The following is a 22,863-nucleotide window of genomic DNA, read 5'->3' on the forward strand; positions in this document are numbered from 1 at the left end:
TTCGTTCACCTTCTCTAAGTGGGTATGGGATTAATATTGCATAGACAAATAGCTTAATGTTCCGAATTCATAGCTTCTATAAATAACTTGCGGTGTATCATCAGGACTTCCGCTTCCAAGAGCGATCTACAAAGGGACAAAGTGTTTAGCGCGAGGTACAGCCATTTTAGCACGCGGAGCCAGCTCTTCATACTGAAATAGACAATTTATATCATGCTTATTCATATTTTCTATTAGCCAATCGTCGAATTCGACAGCCTAGCTCCCCGGTTCCTTCTGTCCCCATTTCACTTCATGAAGGTTGTGAACCGTTACGCCACTGCCGATTACAAGGATGTTATGCTCTCCTAAACCGCGCAGCGCCTCGCCAATGCGGTACTGCTCCTCAGGTGAAAGGTAGAGATTACCCGACCTGACACCTGCACGACTGGAATATCCGCTTCCGGGAACATATGCTTCAGCATCGTCCCAGAACCATGGTCAAGTCCTCTTGCTGTATCATATGCAACTGGTATATGATTATCGCTCAGCAAACGGCTAACCAGCTCTGCTACTTTCGTAGAGCCCTTAGCCGGATACTTAACTTGGTAGAGCTCGTCCGGGAAACCATAGAAGTCCTAGATAGTTTCATATTCATCATCCTTGGAAGAGTTAGTCTCAGCTTCTGTCTCCTAAGTGAGCTGTAAATATAACATCGCATCCAGCTGCAGACTTGCACCCATTTCCTGTAGAAGCCGACTATATGCAATGTACTGAACAGGGAGCATCGGTGATCCAGGCGATAAAAACAACGGTTTTATCATGTTGCCTCCTCGATATCGCTTACTATTTGTAACTAATTATAAATTCATAACTAAAGATAGTCAAGTAATTAACATTATTCAGGTGTGCTTGTATAAATAAGATATTGCGGGTATACTTAATGCAAGATAAAAGAGGTGATACTCATGGAACAATCCAATCTGTGTCCAAGGTTTCAGAGGGGTATGGATATTGTCAGCAAACGCTGGACCGGCCTTATTATATTCCAACTGCTGTCAGGACCACAGCGCTTCTGCGCCGTTCAATCCGCTATTCCGATCAGCGGCAGGCTGTTATCGGAGCGTTTCAAGGACTTAGAAAACGAAGGTATTGTCGACAGACAAGTTTATCCCGACATACCTGTTCGCATAGAATATTCATTAACGGACAAAGGCCGAGCCCTAGAGCCGGTCATCCGTGAAATACAGACATGGTCGCAGGATTGGATCGAGACCTCTAAAGCGTAGCTGACACTCGTTTTAAACAAAAGGAATATCACGAAAGCGGTGAATATTAGCCGCTTCGTGATATTCCTTTTTTTAATAGTGACTGACTACCATACGCCTCGCCACAATGAGAATGTCCATATGACGCCCTCCGAGAATCAGCTTAGGCACGATAATACCAGAGCGTCTTGCCTGCCATCCCAAGCCCCTTGGCTGGCCGACAATAAGCTGGGTAGCGTTCGCCCTCTTTGCTGCTGTAAGCAGCGTTCCTGCTACATGATTGCGACTCTCGGCATGTGAAAGCTCGAATAAACCGCCAAGCCGCTCCGTCAATTGCATGAGCTTGTTTATCGAATCAGTATTCTCAGAGTGGCCGCTCTGTACATGATGCACATGCCACGACGCTTTAAGACGGTTCGCAATACGGAATCCGCGCCTAATTAGCCGCTCCGCATCCTCTTGCAGTCCAACGCCGACGAAAATAACTTCTTTCCTGCGTAGAGGTCCCCTCAGGCTTTGATTCCGGTCCCATGATTCCAGCCGCTCATCTACATCATCAGCAAGCTCGCGCAGGGCGAGTTCTCGCAATGCAATTAAATTACCGGTCGTAAAAAAAGCGCTGAGTGCCTGCTCTACTTTATTACGATCATAAATCTTCCCATCTCTCATTCGTTGCTGCAGCATTTGAGGAGTTACATCGATAAGCTCCACTTGATCTGCTATACGAATAATCGCATCCGGTACGGTTTCTCTTACGCGGATTCCCGTCATTTGTTCAATCGCATCATTCAGACTCTCAATATGCTGTACGTTCATGGTTGAGATAACGGATATGCCGTTATCCATCAAATGAATAACATCCTCATATCGTTTTTTTCTCACGCTGCCCGGCATGTTTGTATGGGCCAGCTCATCTACAAGCACGACATCCGGATTTCGGCGAATGATCGCTTCGACATCCATTTCTTCGAGCTTGGTTCCGAGATAAGAGATTATTTGCCGAGGGATAACTGGAAGTTCGCCGATTTGTCTCCTCGTTTCCTCGCGGCCATGCGTTTCGACGATGCCAACCACTACATCCACACCCTTCTGCAGTAGTAGATTAGCTTCGACCAGCATGCGGTACGTCTTCCCGACACCGGGCGCTGCACCGATAAACAGACTGAAATGTCCTCTGTGAATAGACTTCGCTTGCTGCTCCCGCTGCTCCGCACTCACTCTGCGAAACAATCCATAAGCAGCTGCACGCCGATGCTTTACCGGCAATATCCGCTCCCCCTCATGCTCCGCGCGGTCAGCCATTAGAAACAAATCGACTTGCTTCAATCTTCTCAGTAAACCAAGTGCAATGGATCCTCGGCTGATTTGCTCCCATCTGCTTTGCTTGGAATGTCCCATGACAATTCGGGTAACATGCTGCTCCTCCGCATAGGCAGCAAGCGCCGAGGAGAGCTGGCGACGATTAGCGAGCGGCAGCTCCTTGAAGGACCCTCCTACTTTAATCGCCAGCTTTTTGATGGAGGCTTTGAACGCCTGTTCGTCCTTTGTCAGCTTTTTGCCTGGTGGAACGAATGATACAACAACGACATCGCCGGCGAGCCTTCTTGCGATTTGTTCACCTCTCCTTACATATAAGGAGCCGTTCCAATGATACTGAGCAGTCACCAAAATACGCTCTGACGCCCCGGAAGGGCCGGACAGCCCCTGCTCTTCACGATATTTCTCAAGTGACTCACCGACCCCTTCCGCTACAAGTCGAAGCGCCAGCTCTCGCAGCACTGCCAAATTCCCGCGCTGAGCCATTGCAGGCACTGGCCGAGCACCCAGCCTGCCTTCCTCAAATCGGTTCAGCATCGTTTCTGGCGATACATCGATTAAACGGACTTCGTCTGCGAGCTCTAAGGTATGGGCAGGCACAGTTGCCAGCGGGCGCACGCCGGTCCATTTGAAAGCTTCCTCATCTACGCCTTCCAGCTCGTAGACATTAATCGTCGTTATCACACTTATGCCGCGCCCCATTAGAAAGAGTACTTCCTCCAGTCTCGTTCGGAATGCGGCTCCCTGCCCATTCTGATGAGCCAATCCGTCAATGAGCACAGCTTCTGGATTTCGCGCAGCCAATGCCTCAACATTCAGCGCTAATTGCTCGAAGGACACGGTTAGTTCGAGCGTCTCTCGGCTCTGCGGCAATGTCAGCGTACACAGCACGGTATCGATTCCTTCCTGCATGAGCTGCAGTCCTTCCCGCAGCATATGGTACGTTTTACCTGAGCCACTTACCGATCCGACGAGTATTTTAAGCCGTCCCTGATGCAGCTTGGCAATGGACAACAACAGCTCCTCCGGTGTTTTTTTCCTAAAGGAGGCCATGTTTCTATTCTCCTAGCATGGCAGACAATGCAAGATTCAACTTCAGTACATTGACCCGCTCATCACCGAACACACCTAAATCTCGGCCCTCCGTATGCTTATCGACAAGCTGTTGCAGTACATCGGCAGGTTCCCCTGTCAGCTTGCTAATTCTAGGAATTTGCACCATGGCCGACTGCGGCGTAATATGTGGATCAAGCCCTGATCCCGAATTCGTAATGAGTGCAATGGGGAGCTCCGATACTGAAATATCCGGATTGTCCAGCTTCCAGGCTTCAATGGATGCAGCTGTACGCAGGGTCAAAGCGGGATTAGAAGGACCAAAGTTGTTCGAGCCTGAGCCAGCAGCATTGTAATCAATGCTCGACACGCGGCCTTGAAACCATTGCGGATTGTTGAAGCTTTGTCCGATCAGCTCTGAACCAACGATCTGGCCCGTCGAGTCTTTCATTAAGCTGCCGTCCGCTTGCCTCGGAAAGAGCAGCTGTGCTGCTCCCGTGCTTGCAAGCGGATAAATAATGCCGCATATAACCATAAACAATACGCTGATGCGCAATGGGATCGTAATTGCCGACAGCCGGTAGGAACGGGAACGTTTATTTCTATTATCGAACATATCATCATGCCTTCTCTCTTAATTAATAGGATTAAATCCACAAATGGACCGCAAAATCAATGAGTTTAATGCCGACGAACGGAGCGATAACCCCGCCAAGGCCATAAATGAATACATTCCTGCTCAGCAGCTTAGAGGCACTCATCGGTTTGTAGGCTACTCCTCTAATAGCCAGCGGTATCAGAAGAGGAATGATTATCGCATTGAATATAAGCGCAGACAATATGGCAGAGAGCGGCGATCCAAGCTTCATCATATTGAGCGCGCCCATCTCAGGAATGGCAAGCATGAACATAGCTGGAATAATGGCAAAATATTTGGCGATGTCGTTGGCGATGCTGAACGTAGTTAGTGCCCCTCTTGTCATAAGCAGCTGCTTGCCGATGGCAACCACTTCGATAATTTTGGAAGGATCCGAATCGAGATCAACCATGTTGGCTGCTTCCTTGGCAGCGATCGTCCCGCTGTTCATCGCAAGGCCAACATCAGCTTGGGCAAGTGCAGGCGCATCGTTCGTGCCATCCCCCGTCATAGCGACCATTTTCCCTTCAGCCTGCTCGCGCCTAATAACCGCAATCTTATCCTCAGGCTTAGCCTCCGCGATGAAATCGTCGACTCCGGCCTCTCGTGCGATCGTAGCTGCCGTCAGCGGGTTATCCCCGGTACACATTATCGTTTTAATCCCCATCTCGCGTAGCTGATCGAAACGCTCCTTCATACCTGGCTTTACTGTATCCTTCAAGTAGATGACGCCGAACAGCCGATTATCGACAGCTACGGCAAGCGGTGTACCGCCTAAGGTTGCAATCGTATTGGAGATTTGCTCCAAGTCGGGAGGGATGGTTCCGCCCTGTGCGACAACCCATTTCCTAACCGCGTCTACGGCACCTTTGCGAACGCGCCTGCCATCCGCCAGATCCATTCCGCTCATACGCGTCTCTGCCTTGAACGCAACGAGCGCTCCGCCCGCAGCAAGCCCTGCATCGTAGCTCATTCCTTGCTTCTTCATCCACTCCAGCACAGAGCGGCCTTCAGGCGTTTCGTCCATCAGCGAGCTGATGGCTGCCCATTCCGAGAATGCTTCGATGCTGCTGCCTATCACTGGCACAAGCTCGCTTGCCATCCGATTTCCGAAGGTAATCGTTCCTGTTTTATCAAGAATCATCGTATTGATGTCACCAGCGGCTTCAACTGCCTTGCCTGACATCGCAAGTACATTGAACTGCGTTACTCTATCCATGCCCGCGATGCCAATAGCAGACAATAAACCGCCGATCGTCGTCGGTATCAAACAAACGAGCAGTGCAATTAGAATCGGAACTTCCAGCTCGATGCCAAGGTACCCAGCGATTGGCGCAAGCGTGACAACAACAATCAGGAAGATGATCGTCAAGCTGATTAATAATGTGTTCAGTGCGATTTCGTTTGGCGTTTTCTGGCGTTTAGCGCCTTCAACCAATGCGATCATGCGGTCAATAAAGGATTGACCCGGCTCGCTAGTCATACGCACCTTGATTTGATCACTGACAACCCTTGTTCCTCCAGTTACCGAGCTGAAATCACCTCCAGCCTCCTTTATGACCGGTGCTGATTCACCGGTAATAGCAGACTCGTCTACCGATGCAAGTCCGGCAATCACCTCTCCGTCGCCAGGTATCATCTCGCCTTGCGATACGATGACAACATCGCCTTTGCGGAGCTCTGTTGATGATACAACCGCGATGAACTCCCCAATCAACTTATTCGCGTTCATGTCCTGCTTTGATTTTTTAAGCGAGCTTGCTTGCGCCTTACCTCTGCCCTCCGCGATCGCTTCCGCAAAGTTTGCGAACAGAAGCGTAAACAGCAGAATTAAAAATACGGCAATGTTGAAGCCCATTGTATCCTGCGATTGAAACAAACCAGGAAATATAACCATTAACAGTACGATAACCGTTCCTGCTTCAACGACAAACATAACCGGATTCTTGATCATCACAGCTGGATTTAGTTTAATAAAGCTCTCGCGGACTGCCTGCTTAAGCGCAGTGGCAGACAACGCGGTATTCGTCTTGTTTCGATTCATCATCGTTCACCTCATCCGTTAGCGGAGTGTAAGAAATTCTGCGATAGGGCCCAGCACAATGACCGGCAGGAAGGTCAAGGCACCTATTAAAAGTACGGTTCCGATTAGCAAGGCTCCGAATAGCTTGTTGTCGGTCCTTAATGTTCCGATCGTCTCCGGAACAGTCGGTTTGCGCATTAGCGAGCCTGCTACAGCCAGCATCGCAATCATCGAAATATATCGGCCAAAGAGCATCACAAGGCCCGTGCTTATATTCCAGAAAGGTGTATTGTCAGCTAATCCTTCGAATCCCGAGCCGTTGTTCGCAGCGGAGGAAGTAAACTCATACAACACCTGACTAATCCCATGGAAGCCAGCATTCGTTATTGCTCCATAACCAAGCTCGGTCATAAACGAGATTGCGGTTGGCACTAATATAATGAAAGGATGCGCGAGTATGGCTACCGCGATGAGTTTCATTTCTCGCGGCTCTATTTTACGACCCAAAAATTCCGGCGTTCGCCCTACCATCAATCCACATATAAATACAGCAAGAATCGCATACATAAGCATATTGATTAATCCGACACCTTTACCCCCGAATACAACGTTCAGCATCATTTCACCGAGCGGTACCAGTCCTCCGAGCGGTGTCAGTGTGTCATGCATATTGTTGACCGTACCAGTCGTAGCTGCGGTCGTAACGGTCGTGAACAGTGCCGACTGAGCAATGCCGAATCGGACTTCCTTGCCTTCCATGCTACCTTGCGATGCATCGATTCCAAGTGCGCTCATCGCGGGATTCCCTATTTTCTCAGACGTATAAGCAACGCTTAGGAAGACAAGAAACAGACACATCATTGCACTGAATACGACCCAGCCCTGCTTTTTGTTTTTGGCAAACAGACCAAACGTGTAGGGCAATGCGGCGGGAAGTGCCCACATCGACAATAGTTGAATCACATTCGTAAGCGGGCTCGGATTCTCGAACGGATGCGCTGAATTGACGCCAAAAAATCCGCCGCCGTTCGTCCCCAGATGCTTAATCGATTCCAGCGATGCAACGGGGCCAATCGCGATTTGCTGCATGGTCCCTTCCAGCGTCTTGACCGTCAGCGTCGGATCAAGCGTCTGCGGTACCTGAAGCGCAACGAGAACGAGCGTAATGATAAAGGAAAATGGGAGAAAAATCCGCGTATGCGCTTTGACGAAATCTTCGAAGAAATTTCCCAGCGTTTTTCCTTTGCTTGTAATGCCGCGTACAAAGGCAATCGCAATCGAAAAACCCGTCGCTGCTGACGTGAACATCATCATCATGATGACCGCCATTTGAGAGAAGTAGGATAAGGCGCTCTCTCCGCTGTAATGCTGCAGATTCGTATTCGTAATAAAGCTGATTACCGTATTAAACGTCAGCGCCTCTTCCATGCTCCCCATGCCGTTCGGATTTAAAGGCAACGCATTTTGCAGCCTCAAAATGACATAACTGAATGCCACCAAGATGAGATTCGTGGCCATAAAGCTAAGCGCATATTGTTTCCAGCCCATTCCCTCTCGCTTATGAACACCTATTAGCTTGAGAATAAACCTCTCAGAGCCGCCGAACACCCTGTCCAAACGATTCTGCTCATTGGAGAACACATGATAGACATAAGTGCCTAGCGGCTTAACCAGAAGCACGAGCACCGTGAGCACAACGAGCATTTGAACAATATCCATCGGACTAAATCCCCCTCTATTAAAACTTCTCCGGATGTAATAAGGCATAAATCAAATAGACGAAAATAAATAAAGCAACTGCCGCCACGATCATCATTCACGATCGCCTCCTGCTTGCCGGGTAACCCCATCGCACCAAGTTGCAAATCCATAAAATAAGCCGAAGGTCGCCAATAATGTAACAACCATATAAACATCCTGCATGGTAACGCCTCCTATACTATTTATTGTTTAATAAGAAGCCAACTTCCCCCGTCTGGGAGAATACGATATGGCTTGCTCCAAGCGCCTTGTAGATTGCTCTTGGATTCCATTGCTGCGTAATGACATATATAGGCTCCGAAGTCCAACTGCGGCAGCACTGCACGAATCGGCAGCTAAGCGCGAGACTGCTCTCGAAAATGAATACGTCCCGAATCCGAAAAGCTGGAGGAATCCAACTGTTTCGATTATTGGAGTTAACGAGTATTACGTCCATAATGCCCTGCTTGCGAAGCAGCTTTGCCTCTTGCTTGCTGTTTGTCAGAACGACGAACTTCAGCTCGCGAAATTGCAATGTTCTTATAAATGATTGACCGGCTTCATTTAAGCCTGCCACAATAATTCGCTTATCCTCCACACGCTTTATCCTCCATTTGGTAAAAAAGGCAACAAAAAAGAAGCCTTGGGATAAGAGGTACACATCCCGCGGCTTCTAATTGCCCACAGCCAAGGTGAAACGGCTGTCGACGTCCTTTGACGGCGCGGCGCGTTTCATTCCAAGAAATATAGAGAAAGTTAGAAAAATGATATACTTTCCTATATTTTGAATAAGCTGCAGGCAGCACGCTTTCTGTTGCCTCTCTCGAGTTCGCTTACGAGGTTAGCTGTCGGATTCGGGCCTTGAGAGTTGCCCTACGCTTGTATAATCAAGCGATTCACCCCATGAACGGCAAAGCTTGCAAGCAAGCCGTTCGTTGGTTCCCCCGTTCCTGCTTCCGCAGGACTCAGCGTTGTTCATACTTGTATGGCTTCAGACTTCAATCATTCCTCTCTCGAGCGACGCTTACGAGGTTAGCTGCCGGATTCGGGCGGTGAGAGTCGCCCTACCTTAACGGGTGTCCATGGCACCCGTTAAAGATTCACCCCTGCTGTACACCCATCCGACTCTCACATCGGACGAACATACAGCGTCATCATCGGTTCCCCCGTTTTCCGTCTTCACGGAAACTCAGCGATCAGTCAATCAAAGCTAATTAGTAAATCCTGTATCGAATCTTACTCCTCGCCCTAATAGCTGTAAAGCACACCTGCTGGCTAATTAAGTCAATATTAGACTTCTAGAAGCGTTCGCAACGCTTACATTCTTCACAAACTCTGGTTATCTCACTAAATCAACGTTTTCCTCTTATTTTTGAAAATAATTCCCGATGCTTGAATGCCATTTATCCGGCTGAATAATCAGATTTCTCTAACCTTGAGATCGATCAAGCATAATCGAGTATTTCTGCGAATCAAGTTGATTTTCTTGATATTTCGATGACTTTTCTCAAAAATCGGCTTCAGGCAGCCCTATCCTTCACCACTTGCATTTTACAATCACTGGGCTCGGGATTAGTATAGACGGCAAGCCGATCACAGCTAACAACTATCGCTGAATTTTTCATATGAGGAGAGATCCATTGTGTCCATGCAAACCGCAACCCCTTTAGGGAAAGCAGAAGAAAACCATATCGTATCTCTGACCATTAAAAGAATCGAACTTTTTGTTTTTCCCGTATTTGCACCCGAGGCCGGCTTTCGTGTATGCCTACGGCTTACTACAGGAATAGGACATGACTGGGGCGAGTTGTTCATTAAGAAAAGTGAAAAACCAAAGGACTGGGTTAGTTGGGGCAGCGTACTGCTTCGGTTCATCGGTCCTTTTCAGATCGCTGATTTTCTCACATATGATCCAGCTATAACCGTCAAAGACGAGCGTATTTATGCATTGTTTTTATCCGCAGCTGAGCACAGTAAGTGCCCCTCAAGCTTGGAAATGGACCATCATGATCACGTCGAGGAGGGACCATTTTTCAATCAAGCTATCTCCTACATCTCTTTGTTCTGATTGCATAAGATTTACAGAGTTGCTATTTAGGGGTATAATGAAGAGTACATCATTAATGCTGAATTTTTCGAATGAAAAAGCGGGGGAACCAACGCGAACGATATCAATCGTTTCGCAAGGGGTGAATCCAGGGATTTGTAACCCTGGTAGGGCATACTCTCAGCCCGAATCCGACAGCTAACCTCGTAAGCGAATAAAGGAGAGATTTATTTATGTTGACGAATTGTGCAAACCATCTACAGCATTTTACGAAACAGACTCCTCATCTATCCATTACCCGCATCGAGATTTTTGTCATTCCTGCGCTTGCCGTCGATTCAGCAGGCCATCGTATCTGTCTTCGTTTAACGAGCAGCCAAGGCTTCGGGTGGAGTGAGCTATTCGCTAGTGATACCGAAGTAGATATCGACTTGGAACGATGGAGCGACCTGCTTCAAAGCTTTATCGGCAGCATCTCTCTTCCACCTCTTGACCAGTATCGATATGACAAATCAGATCATGATGGACGCGTGCTCGACCTATTCGTCACAGCAGTCAACCATGCTCTAGCCCGTTCCTCCGAATCAACCTCGCAGGTCAGCAACCATGAAGAATCTGTTTTGCGTCAGCGTTCTATCTCCTATATCTCTTTGGAATAATGAAGAGGCAGCAAGCAATAGAAAGTCCAGAACAGCTATGCTTGTTCTGGACTTTCTTTCGTTTATATTTGATTCAAATAACGAATGTCTCTTGCGGCACTCTCATTATTGCTCCAGCTTATATTGTTTAACCGACTCATTAAGATCGACGGACAGCGTCGAGAGCTGCACAATAACTGCAGTGATTTCTTGCATGGAAGCACTCTGCTGCTGTGCTGATGCAGCTACCTCTTCGGTTCCAGCTGCCTGCTCTTGCGTAATGCCGGAGATTTGCTGCATCGAATCGGTTATTTTCACAAAAGAATCGTCAACTTTGCCAAGTGCGCTCGACATATGATTCGTATGCTCAGTAAACGCTGAAACTCCGCCGTATATGCCTTTGAAGTTCTCATGAGTACCTTGAATCCAAGAGTGTCCCTGCTCAACAGCTTTGCTGCCTTCCTCAATGCTTCTCATGACTAACTTACTATTCGTTTGCGTACTCGAGACAAGCTCTGTCACTGATAGTGCTGCTTGCGCAGATTGCGATGCTAATTTCTTCACCTCTCCAGCAACGACAGCAAAACCTCTGCCAACCTCTCCTGCACGCGCAGCTTCAATTGAAGCATTCAAAGCGAGCAGATTCGTTTGATTGGATATTTCAGAAATAATATTGATAATCTCGCTTATTTCATTTGACCGTTGTCCAAGTGTTGTTGCTGCTTCTTGAGATTGCTGCATTGCTTGCTTGATAACCGTCATCTGCTGAAGGGTTCTCTCTACCAAGTCCTGACCCTGCTCAGATTGAGTATGTACCTCGGATGCAATATGCTGGATATCCTTCATCCCGTTTGATACATCTTTGATTTCAGCATCGATGTGATTGATACTGGTGTGGCTGCTCGAAACGCTTTGAACAATCTCATTAATGCCCTCTGTCATTCGGTTTGTTGAGTCTGCAACCTGCTGTGCACTATTCGTTGATTCACTCACTGATTGTTTCAAATGCTTACTTGTTTCCGAAATCAAATTCGAAGAAGCAATGACTTGTTGAATAAGAGCTTTGAGGCTCGCGATCATTAGTCCGAACGATACAGATAGTTTCCCAATTTCGTCATTGCTATTGATCGCAATAGCTGCTTTCATATCTCCGGCTGCAATCTTATCTGCTGCCAGCATCAATTTCCTAAGCGGATTTGTAATGACTTTGCCGATGATCGCTGCAATGACACTACCGACAACCAGCACAATCACCGAAATAATAATCATAGTGAGGTTGGAACTAGATGATGTTTGCGGCACAACGGACGCATCCAAATCAATACCCAAAATCCCATAAGCGGTACCTGACTCGTCAGAGAGCGGAACGAATATCGATTTATGAGTACCATACTCATCTTCATAAATAGGGCTTACAACTGATTTTTTACTCGAAATCGCTTCTCGCATTTCATCTGTGAACGGATAAGGAGTTCCGAAATCATCCGGTACACCGGATAAAATAATAATTCTTTCGTTATTCTCGGTATTAGATAAAATGTAGATATTCTCAAGGCTGTGCACTTCTTGCAGTTTCTCTAGCTCTGATTTGATCAATTCGTAATTCGGGTCATCCGCGCCTGCTAGCTGCTTTCCTGAACCCGGAATTGCGGATAACGTACTGCTTGCAATTTGAATATCGGTAGTAAGGCGCTTATCGAATTGCTCCAGCAATTTCTCTGATAGATTCTGCTGCGACATGTAACTGGACACAGCAAAGGCTACACAGGTAATCACTTGCAAGAGAAGAATGCTGAGTGCAATTTTTACAGCTAGATGTTCTTTATACCAATTAAAACTAAGTATAGATTTCCTCATGTTTGTGCTCCCTTTTAGTCATTCGATTATATTCTGCATAGGTTTCTTCAATCTTGCTCTTCAAATATTGCACGATTTGGCCAACATCCGATACTTGTGTATGCGGCGAAATGACGAATAGCTTGCTCGCATACAGCGCAATTCGCTTGTGATCCCTTGTCGGAACATATAAATGCTTCTTCGTATCACCGAAGAACATCTCTTTCCGGTCTCTACCAAGAATCTCAAATAAAACTTCATTCAATCGATTATCGCTCTCGATTTCTTCATAGCTTCTTGTGCCGGCATATTCTTCTGCATAACCGTTTTTCCCCTCCGGATACAGACGGAACAGCGTGATAATACCAGGATTAAGATGGTTCACGATGACAGCTTCCGGCACTTCTCGCTGCAAGGCTTCACGGAAGGCCACATTCACTTCCACAAACTGAGCGAGCAGCCTCTGATAGCCCTCGATGCCAAACGCGAGCAAAGCACTATAAATGCTAATGGAGCTTCCCATTCTGGAGCATTCCAAGGTGTAGCTTGTATGATACTGCCCGTATCCGCGATGGCCCACATAAGGTGTCTCGTCTGGGTCCAAGTCCAGAAGCTTCAAATCCGAACCGTTTTTCACTAAAAACAAGCTAGTGGAATAAGGCGTCTGACCCAGCTTCTGAAAGTCGAAGCAGAGAGAATCCGCTTTGTTCAGATGTTTCATTTTGCCCTGAATAGCTTTGAGAGCTGTAAGGGCCTCGTATTGAATGTTAAGGGGATTGCCTGAAAAGTCATAGTTGTTGAAAAAAGCGAAAAAACCGCCCAATGCTGAATCCGCATGAATATGAGGCCGTTTTATGCCATGCTCCTGTGCAAGGCGCTCTGTCATGTTAAACACTTCATCCAGTGGGTCAATACCCATCGCATCCGTCGTGCCAGTCGTCGCAACGACATAGATCGGGATGCCGCCATTTGCAATGACCTGCTCCATTTTCTCTTTCAAATCAAGGACATCCATCGAACTGTCTTCATTCGTACGGATTTTGATCAAATGATTGCTTCCGAGCCCTGTTGCCTCCATCGATTTGTAAAGGCTGTAATGGGCAGCTTCTGAGCAGAAAGCATACAAGTTTTGTGGAACACCGCTCTTGCCTGCAGTTGCACTCGCTTTATTAATAGCCAATCTGAGGCCTGTGAATATAGCCCCTTGGCCTCCCCAAGTGGTATAGCCGCCGCTTAGTGCGGTGTCGTAGCCAATCAGATCTGACATCATGGCAACGACTTTCACTTCAGCTTCTGCGCCTGCCGGCCCATAAACATCCCATAAGTTGTTGCCATTCACCATAAAGGCAGCAATCATGCCAAGCACACCTGGGATGCTTGCCATAGGAAGAATATTAGTCAGGAAGTATTTGGTATGATAAGGATGGGCATGGAGCAGCCCTAACAGCTCTTTATTCACATCTTCCATTGGGCTTCCGCTCGCTGGAATTCTACTTGTTTCCGCTAGCTCCTTGTAGAAAAGTGGACCTCTCTCTTTATCACCCTTCAGAAAGGCTGACTCAGGATCCTTTAGCTCGTCTACTCCGCTGACAATCTGTCCGATTAAATCCATCATATGATTTTGTTGAGTAAGGTTGCCATCATCGCTAGGAAACAAAAGACGAATATCCGATATATTGTTCATTAAATGACGACCTCTCTCCACCATATATTTTTCTCTAAAACAAAGAAAAAGGTATACCTGTAAATAGCCATAGGTATACCTTTGCTTGTAACTCGCAACTGGCTGACATTTCTTTTTAAGAAGTAGTCCCTGTAGCTTTGCGCCGCCATTTTTCAATGGGTTTGCCTCATATGCAGTTATGGATAAATTTGTCCGATAATTAGAAAACATTTACAGGCACTAGGAACATTCTACTACCTCACATTTTCAAGATCAATATGTTTTTATACTTATAAGTCTGAAGTAATAACATTTTCGATAAAAATTTATCTTTTTGTCACAATTGAGCGGATAATATACGGCTTTTTGATGTAGAATTAGTCGGATCTATCTATTTATTTTCAAAAAAAACATATGTATATACATTTAAATCGAAAAAACGAAGAAGAGTGATTCACTCTCCCCTTTTTAGTTCAAAAGACTGATTTCGTTGAATTATGGATGTCGATTTATGCGAGCGAATGTTGAAGCTGTCCATTTCGAAATGCTGTACTTTCAGTGTCCGACTTTGCGCATAAGCATCCATATATAAAAACAGCTCTTCCTCTTACAGCAAGTTGCTGTGTAGGAAGAGCTGTTTTTTATTTAACGTTTATCTGACCAACCAGCCGCCATCGACTGCTAGGATGTGTCCGTTCATGTAGTCGGAAGCCGCAGACGCAAGGAATACGGAAGGTCCGATTAAATCCTCTGACGAACCCCAGCGACCTGCTGGAATGCGCTGCAAAATTTGAGCACTGCGGATTGGATCCTCGCGAAGCGCTTCGGTATTGTCGGTACTCATATAGCCTGGAGCAATTGCATTTACTTGCAAACCCTTGCTCGCCCATTCGCTTGCTAGCGCCTTAGTCAGCCCCGCAACAGCGTGCTTGCTTGACGTATAGCCGGGAACGTTAATGCCGCCTTGAAAGGATAGCATCGAAGCGATATTAATAATTTTGCCTGAGCCCTGCTCAATCATATGCTTTGCAGCGAGCTGAGAGAGAACAAATACTGAATTCAAATTGACGTCGAGTACAGCCTCCCAGTCCTCATAGCTATGCTCCGCAGCAGGCGTACGGCGGATAATACCGGCGTTGTTGACCAAAATATCAATTCTGCCCAGCTCTTCCACCGTGCGCTCCACGATGCCAGCAAGCTTCGTGCGGTCAGAAATATCGGCTTGAATCGTAATCGCTTTCCGTCCCAAAGCTCTAATCGCATCCGCTGCTTTGTCAGCAGGTGTGCTGTTCGTAACAAGCGCTACGTCAGCACCCGCCTCGGCCAAACCAAGTGCGACTGCTGCGCCAAGGCCGCGCCCTGCTCCTGTAACGATAGCAGTTTTTCCAGTCAAATCAAACAAACCCATCGGTTTAAGTCCTCCCTTTGGCACGCTTTCCGCTTTCTGCAAGCTGCGCCTTCATCATTTGTATCTGAAGCCCCTCATATTTGACTGCAATTTCAGGCGATATGCCCTCATCCGTAATGATGCAGTCAATCTCGTCTAAACCTGCAAACGTAATTAAGGCGCCTTTGTCGAATTTGCTATGATCAGCCAGGCAGTATACAATCTTTGCATTATCCATGTACAGCTTCTTGAGCTTGGACAATTCCTCTGTAAATATCGTCAATCCATATTCCAGATGAATGCCTGTTGTCGATAGAAAGAGTTTATGAACATTGAGCCGCTTAATCCATTCCTGAGACTCTGCTCCTATGAGCAGATTGTTGTGACGGTAACCACCTGGTATGACCAGTCTAACCTGATCCTTCAAGGTAAGCTCGCGGATAATAAGCAGGTCATTCGTAAGCACGGTAACAGGCATATTCGGGAGCTTCTTGGCCATTTCAAGCGTTGTGCTGCCTGCATCAAGAGCAATAATATCATTCTCTTCAATACATGTAAGCGCAAGCGCTGCAATGGCAGACTTCGCCTGCTGATGCTTGCTGTTAGGAAATTGCAGCGGGTAAAGGCTATCCTCGCCCTCCTGCTCCACAACAGCTCCGCCATGCATACGCTTGAGCAGCCCCTTCTCCTCCAGCTTCTCCAGATCTTCTCGAACTGTTTTCTCCGTCACGCCAAATTGCTCGCTGAGCTCAGATACTTTAACTGCTCCAAGCTGCTCTAATTTCTCAATAATTTTCCGATGCCGTTCAGCAGCAAGCATGGTGCACCTCCTGTAGCGAATGCTTCTATTTTAGCTCGCTTGCAGGTACTGCGTCCATGTCTGTAAAGGTATAATTCTCACCAGCCATCGACCAGCAGAACGTGTAATTGCTCGTACCAACGCCAGAGTGAATGGACCAAGGCGGTGAAATAATAGCCTGCTCGTTCGCTACGACCAAGTGTCTTGTCTGCGATGGCTCGCCCATCATATGGAATACGCGTGCATCGTCGTTCAAATCAAAGTATAGGTAAGCCTCCATACGGCGATCATGTACATGAGAAGGCATTGTGTTCCATACGCTTCCCGTTTTGAGGCTCGTTACGCCCAGCATCAACTGGCAGCTTTGAATGCCGTCTGCGTGAATATATTTGTAGAGGACACGTTCGTTGGACGTTTCTTGTGATCCAAGATGAGTCGGATTCGCTTCCTCCACTGTCATTTTGCGTGTTGCAATCTCAGCATGTGCAAGTGCGGAACAGAAGTACAGCTTAGCAGGGTTCGATTTGTCTACGCTTGACAGGAGAACTTGGCGTTTGCCTTTCCCAACGTAAAGCACCTCCAGCCTGCTAAGCTCGTAAACCTCGCCGTCAACTGATATCGAAGCTGGACCGCCAATGTTTAGAAATCCAACTTCGCGGCGCTCCAAGAAATATTCCGTTTTCAGCGTTGCTGCATCTTCAAGCTCCAGCGTTTCGTTCACAGGTACTGCTCCGCCAACGATCATGCGGTCATAATGTGTATATGTCATTTTGATTTGATCCTGAACAAACAGGCTCTCAATCAAAAACTCACTGCGTAGACGTTCCGTATCATATTGCTTCACATCGGTAGGGTTTGTGGTGTGGCGTACTTCCATTGGATAAAAGCCTCCTAAAGTTTTATTGTGCAGCCGCCTTCAGCAGGCTTGCACTAAGGTTTGCTAATGTTCGTTTTTATGATATCACACATTTACGAACATAAACAGTAGCATCTTTAAAAAGAATTTGTTCCTTTTCTACACATAGAAAAAGGAGGAGACCTTATTCTCCCCCTTCTACTGTCTGCTATACAACGCCGTTTACCAAGTAATCCAGCCTCCTGTATGCTTATATGCATGCAGACATTATACCAGTACAACTAATAGAAGAAGACCTTAGTATCGAACATAGACATCACTTCTATATGTATTTCATATTGAATCCTCCACTATTTCAACCTGTCCGCCTATATATGCAGCAATACCTTCGACGGTCTGAACTGCCCATTTATAGGGACTGGATATAACATAGTCGATAGGAAAATCCATTAATAATTCAGTAACCTTTTTTGCATCTTTCACACCTTGCTCCGACAAAGGCCTCTTTAATTCATCCGGCGTATAAACCGAGTGAGCATGCCTTACAAAATAAAGATTAGTCAAAGTTTTTTCAGGCTTCCCTTCCGCTAATATCACGTATTATTACTTCATGAAATCTCTCCTAAATACAAACGCTTACAAATTTGCAAAGGTTGCAACATAGAAAGCTGATTAATGTAATCGGATTTACAAATACTAGTGAAATACATATCCTGTCTATGTGCATATAGGCAAAAAAACCGCTACGCTGCTATATACAGCGTAACCGATTCTTTAGAAGAATGTCTGTTTGCAGCAGAATGAGTAAGCTTACAACTGCGTCGGTTTGCCGATCACCCGCCAGAATGCTTCCTTTGGCTGGTGCTGTTCATCAAAGAGCAGCGGCCAGTTTTTGCGGCCCCGAACCGGGAAGTTGCTGAGCCACGTATAATTATCATCCGCTCCCCAGAAGGTTACCGCATCGATATGCACTTGGTATTCCTTAAGTAATAGGAATATAGCTTCATATCGCTTCGCTTGCAGCTCGAGCAGCTCTTCCGGCGGACTCGTTAAATCCGTCCGTTCATCCTCATGTCGGAACAACGAAACATCAAGCTCTGTCAGTTGCAGCCTGAGTCCAAGCATTGCATATTTCTCGATTGCTTCCCGAATTTCGTCCAAGCTGGGACTGTACACATTCCAATGCGCCTGAAGTCCGACACCATGCACGGGGGCACCCTGCTCAAGCAGCGACTTGACCAAACGATATATTTTATCGCGTTTATGCGGATTAGACTCGTTGTAATCGTTATAGAAAAGCTGCGCAGCTGGGTCGGCTGCATGCGCGAATTCGAATGCCTTCGCAATAAAATCAGGTCCGGCAATATCCAGCCACTTCGAAGGGCGCAGCAGCTCTGGACCTTCATCTGCAATGACTTCATTCACAACATCCCAAGCATAAATAGCATCCTTGTACCGACCTACTACCGTTTTAATATGTGATTGCAAACGATCAAGCAGCTTTTCCCTACAAACTGGACGGCCATCCGACTCCTTGAATAGCCAATCCGAAGTCTGATTATGCCACACTAGTGTATGCCCTCTCAGCTTTTTCCCATGCGTTTTTGCAAAAGCTACGATTCGGTCCGCATCCTCGAACGTGTAATGATCCTCAACCGGCTGCAAATTCACAAATTTCATCTCGTTCTCGGCAGTTAAGCTGTTATAATGCCTAGCAATGAACTCCCCCGACTGCAAGAGCGTCCGAGGACTGACTGCAGCCCCTATATCGAATGATGAACCGAGAGCTTCGTACAGCCTCGGAGTTGCGTTTGTTCCATCGTTTCCCATCGCAATTCCTCCTTATCGATTACCCCTTGACACCGCCGACCGTCATGCCTTTCACGAAATACTTCTGCAAGAACGGGTAGACCATTATGATTGGAAGAGAAGCTACGATCGTCATCGTTGCCCGAATAGCAAATGGTGTCACCGTATTCGCTCCCGTGTTTCCGGCATTGGCGAAGGCATCGCCAGCCGTCTTCGTCGTCAGAGAGGCATTCGAATTCTGAAGAATCTTCTGCAGCTCGTACTGCAGTGTGCTCAGATCAATATTCGAAGAATTGTATAGAAATACGTCAAACCACTGGTTCCATTGATACACGGCCGAGAACAGGGCAACGGTTGCAAGGACAGGTACGCATAGCGGCAGTACAATACTATAAAACATTTTGAAATCGCCTGCTCCGTCAATTCGTGCTGATTCAAGAATGCTCTCCGGCAAGCCTTCTATGAAGGAACGAATAATAATCAAGTTGAAGACACCGATCAAGCCTGGAAAGATATATACCCAGAAATTATCAAGCAAACCGAGATCCCGGATGAGAAGAAAATTCGGAATAAGACCACCATTGAAATACATCGTCAATATAAACGCAATCGTGACGAACTTCCTAAGTACGTACTCTTGCCTCGTAATCGTATAGGCGACCATCGCTGAGCAAAATACGGTCGCAACCGTTCCGATTACCGTGCGCAGAATAGAGATGAGCGTCGCATCGAAGATCGTCGACTCCTTCATTACGTAAGCGTAATTGTCCAACGTCCACATACGGGGAAGCAAATAGATGCCGCCTTTAATTGAATCAGTCGCGTTATTCAGCGATACAGCAGCTGTGTTCAAGAATGGGTATAAGGTTACAAGCATCAATAGCAAAAGAAATGCATAATTGCATATATCGAATATAAGATCACCGCGCGACGAGCGGATACGGCTTGGTTTTTTGACGCTGTTGCGAATTGGTTCATCCTGCATCCCTCCCCTTAGAATAATCTGGACTCGCCCATTCTCTTCGCAAGGTTGTTCGCTGCGAACAATAAAATGAAGCTGATAATCGTCTTGAACATGCCTGCTGCGATCGACAGCGAGTAATTGCCTTGTGCAATTCCGTATTTTAGAACAAATATGTCAAGATTTTCGGAAAAGTCGACATTCATGCCGTTTCCTAACAAGTATTGCGGCTCGAAGCCCGACTCCAGCAAATACCCAATATTCATAATTAACAATACGATAATCACCGGCTTAATGCCTGGCAGCGTCACGTACCACATCCGCTTAATTCGGCCTGCCCCGTCCATCTCTGCCGCTTCATACTGGGCGGGGTCGATCATCGTCATGGCAGCCAAATAAACGATCGTATTCCAGCCTACATCCTTCCACACCGTGCTTGCACCGAATATCGTCCAGAATTGCTCCGGTATGCCAAGGAACAAAATTTCCTCGCCCTTCTCTACAAAACCTGCCCACAGCAGCATTTGATTAATAATGCCGTCAGGGGACAACGTGGTTTGGATAATGCTCGCTGCAACGACCCACGATATGAAATGCGGCAAATAGCTGACCGTTTGTACGATGCGTTTGAAAGCAACCTTGCGTACCTCATTAAGCAGCAGCGCAAGCGTTATTGCCGTTACGAAGCCAAGTACCAGATTAATGCTGCTCATCGCGAGCGTATTGCGTAGAACGCGAATGAATCGCTCATCTTGAAATAGAAACTGGAAGTGCTCGAATCCCGCCCACTTCTGCTGGCTGAAGCTTCTAGCCGGCTTGTAGTCTTGGAAGGCAATGGTCCACCCCCACAGAGGCATGTATTTGAATATAAACAACCATACCAAAAACGGTACGGACATAAGCACTAGCACGCGCTGTTCAAGCAGCTTGATCGTAAAACGCTTCAGTCCTGACGGCTTCTTAGGCAACATCAGGATAGACGTTGACATTGTCGGTTTATGTTCCATCTTCTCTCTCCTTCCGGACTGAATGAAACTGGTGATGCAGAAAGGCCGGGCTTCCTCACCTTGCAACCCGGCCTCTCGCTCACCTCTTGCTTGCTACTGCTTTGCGGCTTCGATCAGCTTTTTCACCTCTTCAGTTGTCCACTTCTCATATGCTGCCGTGTCTAGCTTGCCGAACGCTTCCAAATACTCGCTCCATACCTTTTCGAAATCGGCCTGTTTCGCCAGTACTAGCTTAGGGAAGTACTTCTTCGTAATCTCATCCTTTTTCGTTTCCCATATTTGCTGCGAGGAGCCTTGCTCCTTCGGAATGCCCCAAGACGGATACCAAGGCCGAGCATCCGGCGCTGCGAACATCTCGGCATAAGTTTTCACGCCATATTTGTCCAATATTAATTTGTCCTCATCTGTAAGGCTCATCTGGAATACTTCTGGCTGCAGGCCCGGTGCAGCGGAGTTGCCGTCAGGCAGCGATGATCCGCCTCCATATAGCGGCCAGTTCCATGAATAATATTTGAAGCCGTACGATTCATTGAATGCTTCATCAATTTTCGCGATTTGTTCCTCGGTGCGGAACATCCGGCCTTTATCGTCTACTTCATAAGTTTCATCCTTAATGCCCCACTTTTGAAGAACTTGATTCTCATCCGTAAGCAGATTGTCTAGATACTGAATGATGCGAATTGGATCCTTCGCACTAACGGTAATACCCATACCGCGGTTTTTCACGAAGCCCGGAGGGTCCAAATATTGATCCTTTTGCCCATCGAATGTGACAGGCAGCGGGAAATAGACGAAATCATCCTGCGTTGGATCTGCTTTGGCAGCATCCTTAAGCGCATTTTGCGCGTTGGCGAATTGCCAGCCGTAATCGAAGAAGCCTACTACCTTATGAGAGGTTAGCTTCGCCAAATATTGATCGTAATTGTCCACGAAGGATGCTTTATCGAACAGTCCTTTCGCATTAAGCTCGTTTAGCTTAGACAGCCAGCGCTTCGTATTGTCATCTGCTGCGTAGGTTTTGGCATCAAATGTTGTCATATCTACGATGACATTGCCGTCGTTCGGATAGCCAGCAAGATGGTTCGGCGGGTTAGAGGTTGCGAAGAACCGCCAGTCATGCGTCAAAGAAACCATACCAGTTAAATCTTCGTCCTTATGCTTTGCAACAAAATTTTCGATTAATTCGATATAAGCGTCGAGTGTATTAATCTTTGGATAGCCCGCTTCTTTCAATACGCGGCGCTGTACCCAGAACGCGCCCTGATTAATATTCGGGTCCGGAATATATTCGCCTACCGTATTAGAGAATGGCAGGAAATAGATATGTCCGTCTTCTGCCTTCATCTGATTGAAATAAGGACCGTACACGCGTTTGATGTTCGGGCCGTATTTCTCAATTAGCTCTTCCAGCGCAATGAAAGCTCCTGCATCTAGAATCTTGTCGATCGCCGCATCTGGAATCATCACGTCAGGGTAGGCATTCGATGCAATCATCGTTCCGATCTTCGTGTTCAAATCCCCTACCAAGTGCTCGATCTTGAAATTCACACCAGTCTGATCCTCCAGCATCTTGCCGATTGTCGTCTCATTCGTGTTCTTATCCTTCGCCGCTGCTACGCCATTGAAGTAAGTAAACGTAACCTTCTCCAGCGGCTTGTCTGTCTCTTCATTCGTATTGGTATTCGGACTGTTCGTGCTGTTTGACGGTTTTTCCTCTCCGCCATTTCCGTTATTCGAGCAAGCTACAGTAAAGATCATGAAGGCAGCCAAACAAACAAATAATAATTTCTTTGTCACTTTTTTCTAGCCCCTTTCCCATCTTTTCTTTTTTGTAAGCCCTCTC

19 protein-coding genes, 1 pseudogene and 4 riboswitches are annotated in these 22,863 nt (G+C 46.9%); of the genes and pseudogenes, 3 read left to right on the forward strand and 17 right to left on the reverse strand.

What is annotated here, in order from left to right:
* Positions 1–30: 30 nt before the first annotated feature.
* Positions 31–803, reverse strand: a pseudogene (locus FGT79_RS10545) (DODA-type extradiol aromatic ring-opening family dioxygenase).
* A gap of 144 nt (positions 804–947) precedes the next feature.
* On the opposite strand from FGT79_RS10545, the gene FGT79_RS10550 reads away from it, so the two are divergent.
* On the forward strand, positions 948–1,268 hold the full coding sequence (locus tag FGT79_RS10550) for a winged helix-turn-helix transcriptional regulator (RefSeq protein WP_138752613.1): 321 nt from the start codon (positions 948–950) through the stop codon (positions 1,266–1,268).
* Between the two features lie 72 nt (positions 1,269–1,340).
* Here the strand turns inward: FGT79_RS10550 and FGT79_RS10555 are convergent, their stop codons facing one another.
* The 6 genes from FGT79_RS10555 to FGT79_RS10580 all read right to left on the reverse strand — a co-directional run bounded on the left by FGT79_RS10555 (position 1,341) and on the right by FGT79_RS10580 (position 8,615).
* On the reverse strand, positions 1,341–3,617 hold the full coding sequence (locus FGT79_RS10555; protein WP_138752614.1) for a histidine kinase: 2,277 nt from the start codon (positions 3,615–3,617) through the stop codon (positions 1,341–1,343).
* 4 nt (positions 3,618–3,621) lie between these two features.
* Positions 3,622–4,233, reverse strand: a complete 612-nt coding sequence (gene kdpC, locus FGT79_RS10560) for a potassium-transporting ATPase subunit KdpC (RefSeq protein WP_138752615.1) — start codon at positions 4,231–4,233, stop codon at positions 3,622–3,624.
* Between the two features lie 31 nt (positions 4,234–4,264).
* Entirely contained in the window at positions 4,265–6,298 is a 2,034-nt protein-coding gene (gene kdpB, locus FGT79_RS10565; RefSeq protein ID WP_138753037.1) for a potassium-transporting ATPase subunit KdpB, read from the reverse strand.
* 18 nt (positions 6,299–6,316) lie between these two features.
* Complete coding sequence (kdpA, locus tag FGT79_RS10570) at positions 6,317–7,996, reverse strand: potassium-transporting ATPase subunit KdpA (protein WP_138752616.1); 1,680 nt, start codon at positions 7,994–7,996, stop codon at positions 6,317–6,319.
* 19 nt (positions 7,997–8,015) lie between these two features.
* Complete coding sequence (gene kdpF, locus FGT79_RS32550; protein ID WP_138753038.1) at positions 8,016–8,093, reverse strand: K(+)-transporting ATPase subunit F; 78 nt, start codon at positions 8,091–8,093, stop codon at positions 8,016–8,018.
* Positions 8,094–8,216: 123 nt separating this feature from the next.
* Positions 8,217–8,615, reverse strand: coding sequence for a hypothetical protein (locus FGT79_RS10580; RefSeq protein WP_138752617.1), 399 nt, complete (start codon positions 8,613–8,615; stop codon positions 8,217–8,219).
* 217 nt (positions 8,616–8,832) lie between these two features.
* Positions 8,833–8,998: riboswitch (cyclic di-AMP (ydaO/yuaA leader) on the reverse strand.
* A gap of 24 nt (positions 8,999–9,022) precedes the next feature.
* A riboswitch (cyclic di-AMP (ydaO/yuaA leader) is annotated at positions 9,023–9,222 on the reverse strand.
* 437 nt (positions 9,223–9,659) lie between these two features.
* On the opposite strand from FGT79_RS10580, the gene FGT79_RS10585 reads away from it, so the two are divergent.
* On the forward strand, positions 9,660–10,085 hold the full coding sequence (locus FGT79_RS10585) for a hypothetical protein (RefSeq protein ID WP_138752618.1): 426 nt from the start codon (positions 9,660–9,662) through the stop codon (positions 10,083–10,085).
* 46 nt (positions 10,086–10,131) lie between these two features.
* Positions 10,132–10,292: riboswitch (cyclic di-AMP (ydaO/yuaA leader) on the forward strand.
* Between the two features lie 5 nt (positions 10,293–10,297).
* Positions 10,298–10,723, forward strand: coding sequence for a hypothetical protein (locus FGT79_RS10590; protein WP_138752619.1), 426 nt, complete (start codon positions 10,298–10,300; stop codon positions 10,721–10,723).
* Between the two features lie 105 nt (positions 10,724–10,828).
* Here FGT79_RS10590 and FGT79_RS10595 read toward each other — a convergent pair whose 3' ends face one another.
* The 10 genes from FGT79_RS10595 to FGT79_RS10640 all read right to left on the reverse strand — a co-directional run bounded on the left by FGT79_RS10595 (position 10,829) and on the right by FGT79_RS10640 (position 22,778).
* Positions 10,829–12,559: a methyl-accepting chemotaxis protein gene (locus FGT79_RS10595; protein ID WP_138752620.1), complete on the reverse strand. Its 1,731-nt coding sequence runs from the start codon at positions 12,557–12,559 to the stop codon at positions 10,829–10,831.
* Positions 12,540–14,222, reverse strand: a complete 1,683-nt coding sequence (locus FGT79_RS10600) for a pyridoxal phosphate-dependent decarboxylase family protein (protein WP_425464996.1) — start codon at positions 14,220–14,222, stop codon at positions 12,540–12,542. The genes FGT79_RS10595 and FGT79_RS10600 overlap by 20 nt, the downstream gene beginning before the upstream one ends.
* A gap of 90 nt (positions 14,223–14,312) precedes the next feature.
* A riboswitch (cyclic di-GMP riboswitch) is annotated at positions 14,313–14,398 on the reverse strand.
* A gap of 455 nt (positions 14,399–14,853) precedes the next feature.
* Entirely contained in the window at positions 14,854–15,609 is a 756-nt protein-coding gene (gene kduD / locus FGT79_RS10605; RefSeq protein WP_138752622.1) for a 2-dehydro-3-deoxy-D-gluconate 5-dehydrogenase KduD, read from the reverse strand.
* 4 nt (positions 15,610–15,613) lie between these two features.
* The gene (locus FGT79_RS10610) at positions 15,614–16,408 is read right to left on the reverse strand and encodes a DeoR/GlpR family DNA-binding transcription regulator (protein ID WP_138752623.1); all 795 of its coding nucleotides are present in this window, start codon (positions 16,406–16,408) and stop codon (positions 15,614–15,616) included.
* A 25-nt stretch (positions 16,409–16,433) separates the two neighbouring features.
* Positions 16,434–17,264: a 5-dehydro-4-deoxy-D-glucuronate isomerase gene (kduI, locus tag FGT79_RS10615; RefSeq protein WP_138752624.1), complete on the reverse strand. Its 831-nt coding sequence runs from the start codon at positions 17,262–17,264 to the stop codon at positions 16,434–16,436.
* A 312-nt stretch (positions 17,265–17,576) separates the two neighbouring features.
* Positions 17,577–17,840: a SixA phosphatase family protein gene (locus tag FGT79_RS10620; protein ID WP_342778470.1), complete on the reverse strand. Its 264-nt coding sequence runs from the start codon at positions 17,838–17,840 to the stop codon at positions 17,577–17,579.
* A 213-nt stretch (positions 17,841–18,053) separates the two neighbouring features.
* Positions 18,054–19,073 (reverse strand): endo-1,4-beta-xylanase, encoded by a 1,020-nt coding sequence (locus FGT79_RS10625; RefSeq protein ID WP_138752625.1) that lies wholly within the window; start codon positions 19,071–19,073, stop codon positions 18,054–18,056.
* A 19-nt stretch (positions 19,074–19,092) separates the two neighbouring features.
* A complete protein-coding gene (locus tag FGT79_RS10630; RefSeq protein WP_138752626.1) occupies positions 19,093–20,037 on the reverse strand; it encodes a carbohydrate ABC transporter permease in 945 nt (314 codons plus the stop codon).
* Positions 20,038–20,045: 8 nt separating this feature from the next.
* The gene (locus tag FGT79_RS10635; RefSeq protein ID WP_425465013.1) at positions 20,046–20,984 is read right to left on the reverse strand and encodes an ABC transporter permease; all 939 of its coding nucleotides are present in this window, start codon (positions 20,982–20,984) and stop codon (positions 20,046–20,048) included.
* A 129-nt stretch (positions 20,985–21,113) separates the two neighbouring features.
* On the reverse strand, positions 21,114–22,778 hold the full coding sequence (locus FGT79_RS10640; RefSeq protein WP_246096357.1) for a type 2 periplasmic-binding domain-containing protein: 1,665 nt from the start codon (positions 22,776–22,778) through the stop codon (positions 21,114–21,116).
* Positions 22,779–22,863: the final 85 nt, after the last annotated feature.

The sequence above is a fragment of the Paenibacillus sinopodophylli genome (genome assembly GCF_005930355.1).
Classification (GTDB): domain Bacteria; phylum Bacillota; class Bacilli; order Paenibacillales; family Paenibacillaceae; genus Pristimantibacillus; species Pristimantibacillus sinopodophylli.